The organism is Pseudomonas sp. NPDC088322, from assembly GCF_044740745.1.
Lineage (GTDB): Bacteria > Pseudomonadota > Gammaproteobacteria > Pseudomonadales > Pseudomonadaceae > Aquipseudomonas > Aquipseudomonas shirazensis.
This window is the reverse complement of record NZ_JBIURK010000007.1, coordinates 110578-124826: the sequence shown is the minus strand read 5'-3', so window position 1 is coordinate 124826 and position 14249 is coordinate 110578. Positions and strand designations below refer to the sequence as shown.

The window sequence follows — 14249 nt, the reverse complement described above, 5'->3', positions numbered from 1 at the left end:
TGATTCCTTTGTGCTGGTTTCAGGGTTCAGTGAGCCCAACGCAACTGCGTGGGCAAAGGTGCTACAGGGTCCGGCTCGGGCGCAGCGCCCGGTACAGACAAAACTCGGTTGAGAACTTCGCTTTCCAGTGCGGCCAGACGGTGCGAGCCGCGCACCCGGGGCCGCGCCAGCTCGACGTTGAGGTCGAGGCCGACCGCACCGTCTTCGATCAGGATCACCCGGTCGGCCACGGCAACCGCCTCACTAACGTCATGGGTGACCAGCAACACGGTGAAGCCATGCTGGCGCCACAGGCGTTCGATCAGTTGCTGCATCTCGATCCGGGTCAGCGCATCCAGCGCGCCAAGTGGCTCGTCGAGCAGCAGCAGGCGTGGCTGGTGAATCAGTGCGCGGGCCAGGGCCACACGCTGCTTCTGCCCGCCAGATAACGCCGCTGGCCACTCATTGGCGCGGTCGGCCAGGCCAACGGCTTCCAGTGCGTCCAGCGCCTTTTGCCGCCAGTCGCCGTTGAGGCCGAGGCCGACGTTGTCGATGACCTTTTTCCATGGCAGCAGGCGCGCGTCCTGGAACATCAAACGGGTTTCTTCGCGGGCCTCGGCCAGCGGCGCAGCGCCGGCCAGCAACTGGCCGCCGGTGGGCTGGTCGAGGCCCGCCAGCAAGCGCAGCAAGGTGCTCTTGCCGCAGCCACTGCGGCCAACGATGGCGACGAACTGCCCGGCCGGGATGTGCAGATCAATGCCGCGCAGCACTTCGCGCTGGCCAAAGCTCTTGCGCACACCCTGGGTGGCCAGCGGGATGCCACGCAGCAAGCGCGGCGGTTGTTCCTTGAGCACGGTCATGCGCCCTCCTTCTTGGCCACTTGATAGGCCGGGTGCCAGCGCAACCAGGCGCGTTCCAGGCCTCGGGCGGCGAGGTCAGCAAGCTTGCCGAGCACGGCGTAGAGCACGATTGCCAGCACCACCACGTCGGTCTGCAGAAACTCCCGGGCGTTCATCGCCAGGTAACCGATACCGGCGTTGGCCGAGATGGTTTCGGCGACGATCAAGGTCAGCCACATGAAGCCCAGAGCAAAGCGCACACCGACCAGAATCGATGGCAGCGCACCCGGCAGGATCACCTGACGGAACAGGCTGAAGCCGGACAGGCCGTAGCTGCGGGCCATTTCCACCAGGGCCGGGTCAACGTTGCGGATACCGTGGTAGGTGTTCAGGTAGATCGGGAACAGCGTGCCCAGCGCGACCAGAAAAATCTTCGCCGACTCATCGATACCGAACCACAGGATCACCAGTGGGATCAGCGCCAGGTGCGGCACGTTACGAATCATCTGCACCGAGCTGTCGAGCAGGCGTTCACCCCAGTTCGACAGGCCGGTGATAAAGCCCAGCACCAGGCCGATGCTGCCGCCGATGGCAAAACCCAGCCCCGCACGCCAGCCGCTGATGGCCAGGTGAGTCCAGATCTCGCCGCTGCGTACCAGCTCGACACCAGCGCTGACCACTGCGCTGGGTGCGGGCAGGATGCGCGTCGACAGCCAGCCAGCGCTGACCGCCAGTTGCCAGATCGCCAGCAGCAGTACCGGCAGTGCCCAGGGGGCCAGGCGCTGAGCCAGGGTGGATGAGGTTGCACGACTCATGGTCCGGTCCTCAGCTCTGCGACACGGACTTGGGCAGGATGTCGTTGGCGACCATCTCGCCAAACGGGCTGACGTAGCCACCCGCTTTCGGTTGCTCCGGGCGCTGTACATCCAGGTGCGGGAACAGCAGCTCGGCCACACGGTATGACTCTTCCAGGTGCGGGTAGCCAGAGAAGATGAAGGTGTCGATGCCCAGCGCTGCGTATTCCTTGACCCGCGCTGCCACGGTCGGGCCATCGCCGACCAGCGCAGTGCCAGCACCGCCGCGCACCAGGCCAACCCCGGCCCACAGGTTGGGGCTGACTTCAAGGTTGTCGCGGCTGCCGCCGTGCAGAGCGGCCATGCGTTGCTGGCCAACCGAGTCGAAGCGCGCCAGCGAGGCCTGGGCACGGGCAATGGTGGCGTCGTCCAGGTGCGAGATCAGCTTGTCGGCGGCGGCCCAGGCTTCTTCGTTGGTTTCCCGCACGATCACATGCAGGCGGATGCCGAAGCGCACTTCGCGGCCCTGCGCGGCGGCCTTCTCGCGCACCTGGGCGATCTTCTCGGCCACTGCTGCAGGCGGTTCGCCCCAGGTCAGGTACAGCTCGACCTGCTCGGCAGCCAGGTCCTGCGCGGCCTCCGAAGAGCCGCCGAAGTACAGCGGCGGACGTGGTTGCTGGATCGGTGGGTAGAGCAGCTTGGCGCCCTTGACCTGAATGTGTTTGCCTTCGTAGTCGACGTTTTCGCCTTCGAGCACTTTGCGCCAGATACGGGTGAACTCGACCGAAGCTTCGTAACGCTCCTGGTGGTTGAGGTGCAAGCCATCGCCGGCCAGCTCATCCGGATCACCGCCAGTGACCAGGTTGAACAGCGCCCGGCCATTGGACAGCCGATCCAGCGTGGCTGCCTGGCGCGCCGCCACGGTCGGCGAAATGATGCCGGGACGCAGCGCGACCAGAAACTTCAGGTTCTGCGTGACCGGGATCAGCGACGCGGCCACCAGCCAGGAGTCTTCGCAGGAGCGTCCGGTCGGGATCAGCACGCCGCCGAAACCAAGGCGGTCCGCCGCCTGGGCAATCTGTTGCAGGTAACCGTGGTCGACCGCACGGGCGCCATCGGAAGTACCCAGGTACTTGCCGTCACCGTGGGTTGGAAGGAACCAGAAAATATTAAGGCTCACTGGAGTTGTCTCCTCAAGGGTGGCTCAAGCCGGAGCGGCGCCCCGGCGCAGGCAGATCAATCAAGGCGCAGTTGCGACCTTGGCCGGGGGTGTCCAGATCACGTCCTTGATGCTCAGCGGCTTGGGGATCAGCTTGAGCGCCTGGAAGGTGTCGGCAATTTTCTGTTGTGCCGCGACCACTTCGGGGGTCAGCGGCGCTGCGCCGTAGCCTTGACGTTTGACCGAGGTCAGGGTGATGTCGGCCGGCAGGCCCAGCAGCGGTGCGACCTGATCGGTGACCTCCTGCGGATTGGCCTGGGACCACTGGCCAACCGCGCGGACTTCTTCGATCAAGGTGTTGATCACCGCCGGGTGCTGGGTCGCATAGTCGCGAGTCGCCAGGTAGAACTGGTGGTTGTCGACCAGGCCCTGGCCGTCACGTAGGGTACGCGCCTGCAGCTGCTTTTCGGCGGCGGCCTGGTACGGGTCCCAGATCACCCAGGCGTCGACGCTGCCACGCTCGAACGCGGCGCGGGCATCTGAGGGCGGCAGGTAAACCGGTTGGATATCGCTGTACTTGAGGCCGGCATCTTCCAGCGCACGCACCAGCAGGTAGTGCACGTTGGAGCCTTTGTTGAGGGCGACTTTCTTGCCCTTGAGGTCTTTTACCGACTGCACCGTGGAGCCCTTCGGCACCAGGATCGCTTCGCTGTGCGGCGCTGGCGGCTCGTAGGCGACGTAGAGCAGATCGGCGCCGGCGGCCTGGGCAAACACCGGCGGCGTTTCGCCAGTGACGCCAAAGTCGATCGAGCCGACGTTGAGCCCTTCAAGCAGCTGCGGGCCGCCGGGGAATTCGGTCCACTGCACCTGAATGCCTTGCTCGGCCAGGCGCTTTTCCAACGTGCCCTTGGCCTTGAGCAGCACCAGCGTGCCGTATTTCTGATAACCGATGCGCAGGCTCTCGGCCTGGGCTTGAGTAATGGCGCCGAAGGATACAGCCGCCGCAAACAGGGCGACCAGACCGCGACGCAAGAAGACTGTGCGCATGGCGCTCTCCAAGACGTATAGGGTTCGGGTTGCACCTGCTTGCCTCGTTGACGGGCGAGTAAGGTGGAAAAACGTGTGGCTTCAGATGCTCCAGCGAGCACTGATCAAGCGTTCATTGAGCACGCCTGGGGCGACCGGTTGTGGCCGGCGAACCAAGGCGCTGTGAAACGTGTCGAGCGAGTCCAGCAGGCGCGCTTCGAGGCTGGCCGCGAGCTGCGCCGGGGCGCTGCCTTCGCCATAGGCGATCTGGCTGTCGTCGGCGAAGATCCCTTGCAGGGTCTCTTGCGCCTTGAGTGCCGACAGCACGGGCTTGAGGGCGTAGTCCACCGCCAGCATGTGGGCGATGCTGCCGCCGGTTGCGATTGGCAGCACCACCTTGTGTTCCAGAGCGCGCTCGGGCAGCAGATCGAGCAGGGTTTTCAGGGCGCCGGCAAACGACGCCTTGTACACCGGGGTGGCGACGATAAGGCCATCGGCCTGCGCTACCAGCTGCTGAAAGTGCTGCACCTGCGGGCTGTCGAAGCGCGCATGGAGGAGGTCTTCGGCGGCAAACTCGCGGACCTGAAAGGTCACGACCTCAACCCCACGCTCTTGCAGCCACTGGCGTGAACGCTCCAGCAACACCCCGGAGCGGGAACGGGTACTTGGGCTACCACCTACCGAGACAACCAACATGAGCAACGCTTCCTTCGATTCGTGGCGGGGCCTGTTCAGTAGTGCTCCCGCTTGATGTAAGTGACCTTAACAGCAGTCTATATATATCTATAAATCATATTTTTTCATTTGTTTATTCTTTTAATGCATATAAAGCCAAGCCTCGCACAATCCTCTGTAGGAGCGGCCTTGTGTCGCGAAAGGGTCGCGTAGCGGCCCCAAGATTTATGCAGCAGCACAGATTGCTGGGGCCGCTACGCAGCCCTTTCGCGACACAAGGCCGCTCCTACAGGGGCCGTGCGGGGGGCGAATAAAAAAGGGCCGCATGAGCGGCCCGAATATCCCTGCTTGGCTAAGAGCATGTGCAACGAGGATTCTGTATTCAGCGGTTGGGCTGCGGTGTCAGGCGCAGGTAGGGCTTCACGGCGCGGTAGCCTTTGGGGAAGCGTTCCTTGATCTCGGCTTCATCCTTGAGCGAGGGCACGATCACTACCTCGTCGCCGTCCTGCCAGTTGCCTGGCGTGGCGACCTTGTAGTTGTCGGTCAGTTGCAGCGAGTCGATCACCCGCAGGATTTCGTTGAAGTTGCGCCCGGTGCTGGCCGGATAGGTAATGGTCAGACGCACCTTCTTGTTCGGGTCGATGACGAACAGCGAGCGCACGGTGAGGGTGTCGTTGGCGTTGGGGTGGATCAGGTCGTACAGGTCGGAGACCTTGCGATCAGCATCGGCAATGATCGGGAAGTTGACCACGGTGTTCTGGGTTTCATTGATGTCATCGATCCACTTGTGGTGCGAATCGACCGGGTCGACCGACAGGGCGATTGCCTTGACCCCGCGCTTGGCGAAGTCGTCCTTGAGCTTGGCGGTCAGGCCCAGCTCGGTGGTGCACACCGGGGTGAAGTCGGCAGGGTGCGAGAACAGCACGCCCCAGCTATTGCCCAACCACTCGTGGAAGCGAATCTTGCCTTCGCTGGAATCCTGTTCGAAATCGGGGGCGATGTCGCCGAGTTTGAGGCTCATGGTGCGGCTCCTGTGTCTGCGTTATGGGTCCAATGTGCCTGCAATCGAAATAGATTAAAAAGAATAAATATCGATTTATTTATAACCAGAATGCATTACGAATTGCAGGCATAAAAAAGCCTCGCACTAGGCGAGGCTTTTTGGCGTGCAGCTACGACTTACTTGAAAGCGTAAGTGTAGTTGACGATGAAGCGGGTCTGGTCCTGGTCAGCCAGCGAGCTGGTGCCAGTGCCGCGGTACATACCATGGCGCAGGGTCGCGCCCAGGCCTTTCAGGGTGCCTTGCTGGATCACGTAGTCGATCCGGGCGTCGCGTTCCCATTCAGAGAAGGTGCCGTTGCCGTTGGCGTTGCGGCCATCTTCACCGCGCAGGTACGAAACAGCCGCTTTCAGACCCGGCACGCCAACGCGCGCGAAGTCATAGGAGTACTGACCGAAGGTGGTGTTTTCACCGGCCTTGGCGAACTGGTTGATCATGCTGTCGGTGAACAGGTAGAAGCTCGCGCCGCCTGCGCCTTCCGGACGGCCATTGCCATCACGTACCGAACCTTGGTTCAACCAGACGAAACCGCCGTCATCGCTGACGCGTTGATGACCGAGCAAGAAGGCATGACCACCCAGGGAGTAGGTGAACATGGCAGACCAGGTCTTGTTGTCGACCTCGCCTACGTTCTTGGCGTAGCCACCGTTGTTGTTGAAGTTGTAACCACCGCCGTTGCCGTTTTTGCCGTCGCTGCTGCTGTCGAAGTAGCGCAGGTCGGTTTTGAACGACTGGTCGTCAGCGATCTTGAAGACGTGAGTCGCGCCCAGGAAGTGCTGCTTGTAGAAGTCTTCCAGGTTCGAGTAGTAGTACTGCAGGGTCAGGTCTGGGGTGAGCTTGTAGTCCAGACCACCGTAGCGGAACTTGTTGCTGTCAGCGGTAGCACCGTTGACCGACAGACCAGTCCGGTTGCTGGACGCACGGCCCATGGCGTGAGTCATCTGACCGGCGTTGATGGTCAGGTTGTCGATTTCCTTGGAGGAAATGGTGGCACCTTCGAAGGTCTGCGGCAGCAGACGGCCATCGTTGGCAACCAGGATCGGCAAGGCTGGCGACAGCGCGCTACCGAAGTGAGCTTCGGTCTTGGAGAAACGAGCCTTGGCGTTGGCGCCAAAGCGTGCCCATTGCTTCTCGGACGAACCGTCGGAGTCGCTTGGGAAGAAGCTGCTGCCATCAGGGTGGTAGCCCTTGCCGCCGTCAAGGTGGATGCCCCACAGCGCCTGAGCATCTACACCAAAACCAACGGTGCCTTCGGTGAAGCCGGAAATGAAGTCAAGCTTGAAGCCCTGACCCGACTCGCGGTTGTCAGGACGTGGCTTGTTGCCGCCGGCTTCACGGTTATCGTTGTTGAAGTACATGGTACGCGAGCTTACGGACAGCTTGCTGTCCTCGACGAAGCCAGCAGCACCTGCTTGTTGGGCGAGAACCCCCAGTGCCACGGCCAGAGCCAGGCTTGACTTGTACATGTTTTGCTCCTCTACGTTCTAATTTTTGTATATCAGTGGCGGCGAGGTCTATTGCCTCACTCACCATGGACTGGCGATTTAGTCGCAGAGCGTGACCGTCCAGTCAATCATTTCCGAACGTTTCACGACTAAGGTCTAAGCCGCCACCCTGGGCTACAGGATAATGACAATCCTATAAATCCAAAATGACTGTTTTATGAATTGCTAAGACTATTGCGGCATATCATAGGAACCTTTACTACCATTTGCGGTATCGGCAGGGCCCCTTAAGAGCTTTAGGTTATTTGCAAACGTTTGCTCATAACCTTATTTCCTTTTGCTCTAGGCCGGGGGAGCGTAGCAGTGAACAGTCATTACGCCAGCCCGCTTTGCGGGCCTTTCGCGACAAAAGGCCGCTACTACGCCGACCGCGCAACGTGCAGGCAACGCGGTCCCTGTAGGAGCGGCCTTGTGTCGCGAAAGGGGCGCGCAGCGCCCCCAAAAGGCACCTAAGCTAATACCGAAAAGTTATTTATTTTAGGATTCTTAGATCATTTAGTCTCTCGCCATCAACTACCCAGATTGCTGACGAGAGGCAAACCCATGATCCCGCACGCTCCGCTGCGCCTGTTCGCCGCCCTGACCCTCGCCAGCAGCAGCTGGCTGGCCCAGGCCGCTGACCTTACCGTGGCCTACCAGACCACCGTCGACCCAGCCAAGGTTGCCCAAGTCGATGGCGCCTACGAAAAAGCCAGCAAGGCCGATATCGACTGGCGCAAATTCGATAACGGCGCCGACGTGATCACGGCCGTGGCCTCGGGCGATGTACAGATCGGCTACCTCGGCTCCAGCCCGCTGGCCGCAGCCGCGACCCGCAAGCTGCCGGTCGAAACCTTTTTGATCGCCACCCAGATCGGCGCCGGTGAAGCGCTGGTTGCCCGCGACAGCATCAAGACCCCGCAGGACCTGATCGGCAAAAAGGTCGCCGTACCGTTCGTTTCGACCGGCCACTACAGCCTGCTCGCTGCGCTCAAAGCGTGGAACATCGATGCGTCCAAGGTGCAGATCCTCAACCTCGCCCCGCCGGCCATCATCGCCGCCTGGAAGCGTGGCGATATCGACGCCACCTATGTCTGGGACCCAGCGCTGGGCGTCGCCAAGGAGAACGGCAAGGTGCTGATCACCTCCGGTGAGCTGGCACAAAAAGGCGCGCCGACCTTCGACGCCTGGATCGTGCGCAAAGACTTTGCCGCCAAGCACCCGGACGTGGTCAAGGCCTTCGCCAAGGTCACCCTGGATGCCTACGCCGACTACCGCAAGGACCCGGCAGCCTGGCTGGCCAACCCGGACAACGTCGCCAAACTGGCCAAGCTCTCGGGCGCCAAGAGCAGCGATATCCCGGTGCTGCTGCAAGGCAACGTCTACCCGCTGGCCGCCGACCAGGCCAGCGCCCTCGGCACGCCGACCACCCAGGCCCTGAGCAACACCGCAGCCTTCCTCAAGGAGCAAGGCAAGGTCGACGCCGTGCTGCCTGACTACGCCCCATACGTCACCGCCAAATACCTGCCCAACTGATCCGGAGCCCGTCATGGCCTTGCTCGAGCTGGAGCGCATCAGCGCACAGTACCCCGGTGCCGACACCCCGGTGCTGGCCGATATCAACCTGAGCCTGGGCCCGCGCCAGCTGCTGGTGGCCCTTGGGCCATCGGGCAGCGGCAAGACCTCGCTGCTCAACCTGATCGCCGGCTTCGTGCCTGCCAGTGCTGGCCGTATCAGCCTCGACGGCGTGCCGGTGCAAGGCCCGAGTGCCGAGCGCGGCGTGGTGTTTCAGGACGACGCCCTGCTGCCCTGGCAAAACGTGCTCGGCAACGTCGCCTTCGGCCTGGAGCTGGCCGGCGTAAGCCGTGCCGAGCGCGAAGCCAAAGCGCGCGAAATGCTCGCACTGGTCGACCTCGCAGGTTTCGCCGAGCGGCGCATCTGGCAGCTTTCGGGCGGCCAGAAGCAGCGCGTCGGCCTGGCCCGCGCCCTGGCCGCCAACCCGCGTGTGCTATTGATGGACGAGCCGTTCGGCGCCCTCGATGCGTTTACCCGCGAGCAGATGCAGGAGTTGTTGCTGCAGGTGTGGCAACGCACAGCCAAACCGGTATTCCTGATTACCCATGACATCGAAGAAGCGGTGTTTCTCGCCAGCGAACTGGTGCTGCTTGCGCCCAACCCAGGGCGTGTCGTCGAACGGCTGCAACTGGACTTCGGCCAACGCTACGCCGCCGGCGAATCGGCGCGGGCGATCAAGTCCGACCCGCGCTTTATCGAAACCCGCGAACACGTGCTGGCGAGAGTCTTCTCGCAACGCGAAGACGCCCGCCGGGAGCACTCAGCATGAGCACTGTCGAACTGCCGCTGGCCGCCAAGCCGGCCAACCTCAAACCGCTGCCGCGCAAACCACTGTCGACCCGCTGGATCAGCGCCCTGACCCTGGCCAGCCTGTTACTGCTGTGGTGGGCGGTGACCGCCGCCGAGCTGGTCGAACCGCTGTTTCTGCCACCACCGGCAGACATCCTCGGCAAAGCCTGGGTGCTGCTGACCCAGGGCTACATGGACGCCAGCCTGTGGCAGCACCTGGGCGCAAGCCTTGGGCGGATTGGCCTGGCGCTCGGCGCAGCCATCCTCACGGCGATCCCGATCGGCATTGCCATCGGCTCCAACCGCATTGCCCGGGGCATTTTCGACCCACTGATCGAGTTCTACCGGCCAATTCCGCCGCTGGCCTACCTGCCGCTGATCGTGATCTGGTGCGGCATCGGTGAGCTGTCCAAGGTGCTGCTGATCTACCTGGCGATCTTCGCCCCGATTGCCATCGCCACCGCCACCGGCGTGCGCACCGTCGACCCGGCCAAACTGCGCGCCGCGCAGTCGCTGGGCGCCACCAAGGCCCAGCTGATTCGCCATGTGATATTGCCCAGCGCCCTGCCCGACATCCTCACCGGCGTGCGTATCGGCTTGGGCGTCGGCTGGTCGACCCTGGTTGCAGCGGAATTGATCGCCGCCACCAGCGGCCTCGGCTTCATGGTCCAGTCAGCGGCGCAGTTTCTGGTCACTGACGTGGTGGTGCTGGGGATCCTGCTGATTGCCCTGATCGCCTTCGCCCTGGAAATGGGCCTGCGCGCCCTGCAACGCAAGCTGGTGCCTTGGCACGGCCAGACCCACTAAGCACGACTGACCACGCCGGCACTCCGGCGCCCGACAAAGAGACTGCCATGAGCCTGACCATTACTCCGTTAAGCCCGGCCCTCGGCGCGCAGATCACTGGCGTCGACATCAGCCGTGAAATCACAGCCGAACAACGCGACGCCATCGAGCAGGCGCTGCTCAAGCATCAAGTGCTGTTCTTCCGCGAGCAGCGGCTCAACCCGCAGCAGCAAGCCCGCTTCGCTGCGCGTTTTGGCGATCTGCATATCCACCCGATCTACCCCAATGTGCCGCAAACGCCACAAGTGCTGATCCTCGATACCGCCGTCACCGACGTGCGCGACAATGCCGTGTGGCACACCGACGTGACCTTTCTGCCGACCCCGGCGCTGGGCGCGGTACTGAGTGCCAAGCAGCTGCCGGCCTACGGCGGCGATACCTTGTGGGCCAGTGGCGTAGCGGCATTCGAAGGCCTGTCGGCGCCCCTGCGGACGATGCTCGACGGCCTCACCGCCACCCATGACTTCACCAAGTCATTCCCGCTGGAGCGCTTCGGCACCACCGCCGAGGACCTCGCCCGCTGGGAAGCGACCCGGCGCAACAACCCGCCGCTGACGCACCCGGTGGTGCGTACGCATCCGGTCAGCGGGCGCAAGGCGTTGTTCGTCAATGAAGGGTTTACCACGCGCATCAACGAGCTCAACGAGCAGGAAAGCGAGGGCCTGCTCAAGCTGCTGTTTGCCCATGCGACGCGGCCGGAGTACAGCATCCGCTGGCGCTGGCAGGAAAACGACGTGGCCTTTTGGGACAACCGCGTCACCCAGCATTACGCCGTCGATGACTACCGCCCGCAGCGGCGGGTCATGCACCGCGCCACCATCCTTGGCGACGCGCCGTTCTAGCGCAGGCGAGGGGCTGCCCGGCAGCCCCTCACGCAACTACCTGACCATGTGCAGGAACTGCATGTGCCGTTCGTACTGGTCGAGGATGTCGTTGATGATCTGCTCCTTGCTGTAGCCGACCAGATCGTAATCCTGGCTACCTTCTGACAGATGCACCTCGGCGCGGTAATAGCGACGGTTTTTCAGCTCTTGCGCACCCAACCCACCCAAGGCGAAGGACGGCGTGAAATAACCGCGCATCTGCACCTGGTAGATGAACGGCTGCTCTTCACCATGGCCGACTTTCAAGCTGACGTTGTCGTGGCTCGGGTCATCCTGAGTGATCAGCACCAGGCCTTTCTGCTCGAACACCTCGCGCACGTCATTGATCGCCGGGCGCACCACGTCATCCATGAAGCGGTACACCTCATCGCGCGACGGGAAGTGCACAGCCTGGCTCAAGCGCTGACGCCAGCCGCCGCGACCACGGCGGCTCTGGGCGACCGGTGCCAGCGAGTGCAACTGGGCAATACGCCGCTGCGACTCTAGGTAGAACGCCTTGTGCAGGCCCCACATCATGCACAGCAGGATCAGCGAGAACGGCAATGAGGTCAGCACCACCGCCGACTTCAGCGAGTCGATGCTGCCAGCGAACAGCAAGGCACTGGTGATCAACGCAGTCATCGCCCCCCAGAAGATCCGCAGCCAGTTCGGGCCGTCTTCGTCAGGGCTGCCGCCCTTGGCCGACAAGGTCGACAACACCACGGTGCCGGAGTCGGCCGAGGTGACGAAGAAGACGAAGCTGATGAACACCGTCACGGCGATCACCGCTTTGCTCCACGGATAGGTTTCGAGCAGCAGGTACAGGCTCATCGACGGGTTTTCCAGCGCCGACTGGCCGAGCGCGACCAGGCCGTGGTTGAGCACCTGGTCCATCGCGCTGTTGGCGAAGATCGACATCCACGCGAGGGTGAAACCAAGCGGGATCAACAGCACGCCGAAGACGAATTCACGAATGGTCCGGCCACGGGAAATCCGCGCGATGAACAGGCCCACGAACGGCGCCCAGGCAATCCACCAGGCCCAGTAGAACACTGTCCAGCCGCCCAGCCAGTCGCGGTTCTCGCCGTAGGCATAGACGTCGAAGCTCTTGCCTGGCAAGGCGCCAAGGTAGTCACCGAGGTTCTGGATCAGGGTATTGAACAAGTGCTGGGTCGGGCCGGCAAACAGTACGAACAGCAGCAAGGCGCAGGCCAGGAACAGGTTGATGTCGGACATCACCCGCACGCCCTTCTCGACCCCGGCCACGGCTACCGCGACTGCGGCGCCCATCATCAGCGTGATCAGCGCGACCTGCACCCATTGACTGTGCGGGATGCCGAACAGGTAATCGAGGCCGGAGTTAAGGTGCAGCACACCAAAGCCCATGTCGGCGCCCAGGCCGAACACCGTGGCAATGATGCCGAAACCATCCACCGCGTAACCGATCGGGCCGTTGATACGCTTGCCGATCAGCGGGTACAGCGCCGAACGCAGCGCCAGCGGCAGGTTGTGCCGGTAAGCGAAGTAGGCCAGCGCCATGCCGACAAAGGCAAACACGCCCCAGCCATGCAGGCCCCAGTGCAGAAACAGCAGCTTCATCGCCTCGCGCCCGGCCTCGGCGGTGCCGCCCTCGCCCTGGGGCGGTTGCAGCATGTGCGTCAGCGGCTCGGAGACGCAGAAGAAGAACAGCGTGATGCTGATACCGGCGGCGAACAGCATGCCGGCCCAGGACAGGTAACTGAACTCGGGTTCGTCATGGTCGGCACCGAGTTTGATCTTGCCGTAGCCCGACAAGGCGGTGACCACCACGAACACCAGATATAGGGTCATGGCCAGCATGTAGTACCAGCCCACCGTGTTGGCAGCCCAGTTTTGCGCGGCCAGCAACCAGGCACCGGAGGCCTCGGGGTTGACGATCACCACCAGCCCGAAGAGCAGGATAAAACTGGCGGCGAAGTAGAACACCGGGGCGTTCATGCGCATCTTGCTGTCAGCAAGTTCAGGGGTGGGAGTACTCATGCAACCTGCACCCCGCTGTGGGAATTAGGCATAGGATTTAACGGGTTCAGCAAAGGCATATCCTCCTGTTGAACACCGGCAGCGACCAGCGTTTTTATGTTGAACAAGCGTTCAAGTTAAACATGGATCGGCCTTCGATGCGACCTGCCCCGCTGAGCGGGGCAGGTATATAGAGGAGCTGACAACGGCTTTTGCTCGGCGCTTTTGCTATTTTTTTGCCTGGCAGTCGAGCTGCAGATTGGCCTGGGTGATGTTGCTGTCGGCCGGCACGCTGCGGGTCAGCCAGACGTTGCCGCCGATGGTCGAGCCCTTGCCGATGGTGATCCGGCCGAGGATGGTTGCGCCGGCATAGATCACCACATCGTCTTCGACGATCGGGTGGCGCGGCTGGCCCTTGTGCAGGCTGCCGGTTTCGTCGGCGGTGAAGCGTTTGGCGCCCAGCGTCACGGCCTGATAGATACGCACGCGCTCGCCGATGATCGCGGTTTCGCCGATCACCACGCCGGTACCGTGGTCGATGAAGAAGCTCGGGCCAATCCGTGCGCCGGGGTGGATATCGATGCCGGTGGCCGAATGCGCCAGCTCCGAGCTGATCCGCGCCAGCAATGGCAGGCCGGCCAGGTACAGGTGGTGAGCCAGGCGGTGGTGGATGATCGCCAGGATTCCTGGGTAGCACAGCAGCACTTCATCCACGCTGCGCGCGGCCGGGTCGCCGTGGTAGGCGGCGAGCACGTCGGTGTCGAGCAGCACGCGCATCTCTGGCAGGGCCGCAGCGAAGCCCTGGATCAGGCGCAAGGCCTCGCTGTCGGCGTTGGCTTGGTCAGTCTGGCTCTGCCGTGCGGCATAGCGCAGCTCCAGCCGTGCTTGCGCGAGCAGTGCAGTGAGGGCGGTGTCGAGGGTGTGGCCGACGTAGAAATCCTCGCTCTCTTCACGCAGGTCGACCGGGCCCAGGCGCATCGGGAACAAAGCCCCACACAGTTGCTCGAGAATGCGCTGCATTGCTTCACGCGACGGCAGCTCGCGGCCGCCCTTCTCGCCGCTGCTGCGGCCATTTTGCGTGCGCCATTGCTCACGAGCGCCGCGCAGGCCGGTCACGATCGACTGCAACTGCCATTTGCCGGGGGATGATTGTTCGCTCACG

The 14249-nt window shown here is 62.8% G+C and carries 13 protein-coding genes; 4 read left to right on the top strand and 9 right to left on the bottom strand.

Annotated elements, in window-relative coordinates; genetic code table 11:
* Positions 1 to 26: 26 nt before the first annotated feature.
* The 7 genes from ssuB to ACIOAU_RS18915 all read right to left on the bottom strand — a co-directional run bounded on the left by ssuB (position 27) and on the right by ACIOAU_RS18915 (position 6998).
* Entirely contained in the window at positions 27 to 839 is an 813-nt protein-coding gene (ssuB, locus tag ACIOAU_RS18945) for an aliphatic sulfonates ABC transporter ATP-binding protein (protein ID WP_401183921.1), read from the bottom strand.
* Entirely contained in the window at positions 836 to 1633 is a 798-nt protein-coding gene (gene ssuC / locus ACIOAU_RS18940) for an aliphatic sulfonate ABC transporter permease SsuC (RefSeq protein WP_101322558.1), read from the bottom strand. Before ssuC ends, ssuB begins: the two co-directional genes overlap by 4 nt.
* 10 nt (positions 1634 to 1643) lie before the next feature.
* A complete protein-coding gene (gene ssuD, locus ACIOAU_RS18935; protein ID WP_101322559.1) occupies positions 1644 to 2792 on the bottom strand; it encodes an FMNH2-dependent alkanesulfonate monooxygenase in 1149 nt (382 codons plus the stop codon).
* A 60-nt stretch (positions 2793 to 2852) separates the two neighbouring features.
* Positions 2853 to 3818, bottom strand: a complete 966-nt coding sequence (locus ACIOAU_RS18930; protein ID WP_101322560.1) for a sulfonate ABC transporter substrate-binding protein — start codon at positions 3816 to 3818, stop codon at positions 2853 to 2855.
* Positions 3819 to 3899: 81 nt separating this feature from the next.
* The gene (gene ssuE, locus ACIOAU_RS18925) at positions 3900 to 4493 is read right to left on the bottom strand and encodes an NADPH-dependent FMN reductase (protein ID WP_101322561.1); all 594 of its coding nucleotides are present in this window, start codon (positions 4491 to 4493) and stop codon (positions 3900 to 3902) included.
* A gap of 361 nt (positions 4494 to 4854) precedes the next feature.
* On the bottom strand, positions 4855 to 5493 hold the full coding sequence (locus tag ACIOAU_RS18920; RefSeq protein WP_101322562.1) for a peroxiredoxin: 639 nt from the start codon (positions 5491 to 5493) through the stop codon (positions 4855 to 4857).
* A gap of 158 nt (positions 5494 to 5651) precedes the next feature.
* Positions 5652 to 6998 (bottom strand): OprD family porin, encoded by a 1347-nt coding sequence (locus ACIOAU_RS18915; protein WP_150570517.1) that lies wholly within the window; start codon positions 6996 to 6998, stop codon positions 5652 to 5654.
* Between the two features lie 582 nt (positions 6999 to 7580).
* Here ACIOAU_RS18915 and tauA point away from each other — a divergent pair.
* The 4 genes from tauA to tauD are packed head-to-tail and all read left to right on the top strand — an operon-like array spanning position 7581 to position 11068.
* Positions 7581 to 8552: a taurine ABC transporter substrate-binding protein gene (gene tauA, locus ACIOAU_RS18910; protein WP_188036839.1), complete on the top strand. Its 972-nt coding sequence runs from the start codon at positions 7581 to 7583 to the stop codon at positions 8550 to 8552.
* A gap of 13 nt (positions 8553 to 8565) precedes the next feature.
* Positions 8566 to 9360: a taurine ABC transporter ATP-binding subunit gene (tauB, locus tag ACIOAU_RS18905; RefSeq protein WP_181108095.1), complete on the top strand. Its 795-nt coding sequence runs from the start codon at positions 8566 to 8568 to the stop codon at positions 9358 to 9360.
* Positions 9357 to 10187 (top strand): taurine ABC transporter permease TauC, encoded by an 831-nt coding sequence (gene tauC, locus ACIOAU_RS18900; protein ID WP_103435331.1) that lies wholly within the window; start codon positions 9357 to 9359, stop codon positions 10185 to 10187. The genes tauB and tauC overlap by 4 nt, the downstream gene beginning before the upstream one ends.
* A gap of 47 nt (positions 10188 to 10234) precedes the next feature.
* Complete coding sequence (gene tauD / locus ACIOAU_RS18895) at positions 10235 to 11068, top strand: taurine dioxygenase (RefSeq protein WP_401183912.1); 834 nt, start codon at positions 10235 to 10237, stop codon at positions 11066 to 11068.
* A gap of 36 nt (positions 11069 to 11104) precedes the next feature.
* On the opposite strand, the gene betT is transcribed toward tauD, so the two are convergent.
* Together betT and epsC are read right to left on the bottom strand one after the other, a co-directional pair.
* Positions 11105 to 13108 carry a choline transporter BetT gene (gene betT / locus ACIOAU_RS18890; RefSeq protein ID WP_150570521.1) on the bottom strand — a complete coding sequence of 668 codons (2004 nt, stop codon included), beginning with the start codon at positions 13106 to 13108 and terminating at the stop codon, positions 11105 to 11107.
* A 207-nt stretch (positions 13109 to 13315) separates the two neighbouring features.
* A complete protein-coding gene (gene epsC, locus ACIOAU_RS18885; protein WP_101322569.1) occupies positions 13316 to 14248 on the bottom strand; it encodes a serine O-acetyltransferase EpsC in 933 nt (310 codons plus the stop codon).
* Position 14249 lies beyond the last annotated feature (1 nt).

Coding starts and splice junctions, on each gene's coding strand:
- ssuC (WP_101322558.1), bottom strand. CDS start 1,633: ATGAGTCGTGCAACCTCATCCACCCTGGCTCAGCGCCTGGCCCCCTGG.
- ACIOAU_RS18920 (WP_101322562.1), bottom strand. CDS start 5,493: ATGAGCCTCAAACTCGGCGACATCGCCCCCGATTTCGAACAGGATTCC.
- tauA (WP_188036839.1), top strand. CDS start 7,581: ATGATCCCGCACGCTCCGCTGCGCCTGTTCGCCGCCCTGACCCTCGCC.
- ACIOAU_RS18915 (WP_150570517.1), bottom strand. CDS start 6,998: ATGTACAAGTCAAGCCTGGCTCTGGCCGTGGCACTGGGGGTTCTCGCC.
- tauC (WP_103435331.1), top strand. CDS start 9,357: ATGAGCACTGTCGAACTGCCGCTGGCCGCCAAGCCGGCCAACCTCAAA.
- ssuE (WP_101322561.1), bottom strand. CDS start 4,493: ATGTTGGTTGTCTCGGTAGGTGGTAGCCCAAGTACCCGTTCCCGCTCC.
- ACIOAU_RS18930 (WP_101322560.1), bottom strand. CDS start 3,818: ATGCGCACAGTCTTCTTGCGTCGCGGTCTGGTCGCCCTGTTTGCGGCG.
- ssuB (WP_401183921.1), bottom strand. CDS start 839: ATGACCGTGCTCAAGGAACAACCGCCGCGCTTGCTGCGTGGCATCCCG.
- tauD (WP_401183912.1), top strand. CDS start 10,235: ATGAGCCTGACCATTACTCCGTTAAGCCCGGCCCTCGGCGCGCAGATC.
- betT (WP_150570521.1), bottom strand. CDS start 13,108: ATGAGTACTCCCACCCCTGAACTTGCTGACAGCAAGATGCGCATGAAC.
- tauB (WP_181108095.1), top strand. CDS start 8,566: ATGGCCTTGCTCGAGCTGGAGCGCATCAGCGCACAGTACCCCGGTGCC.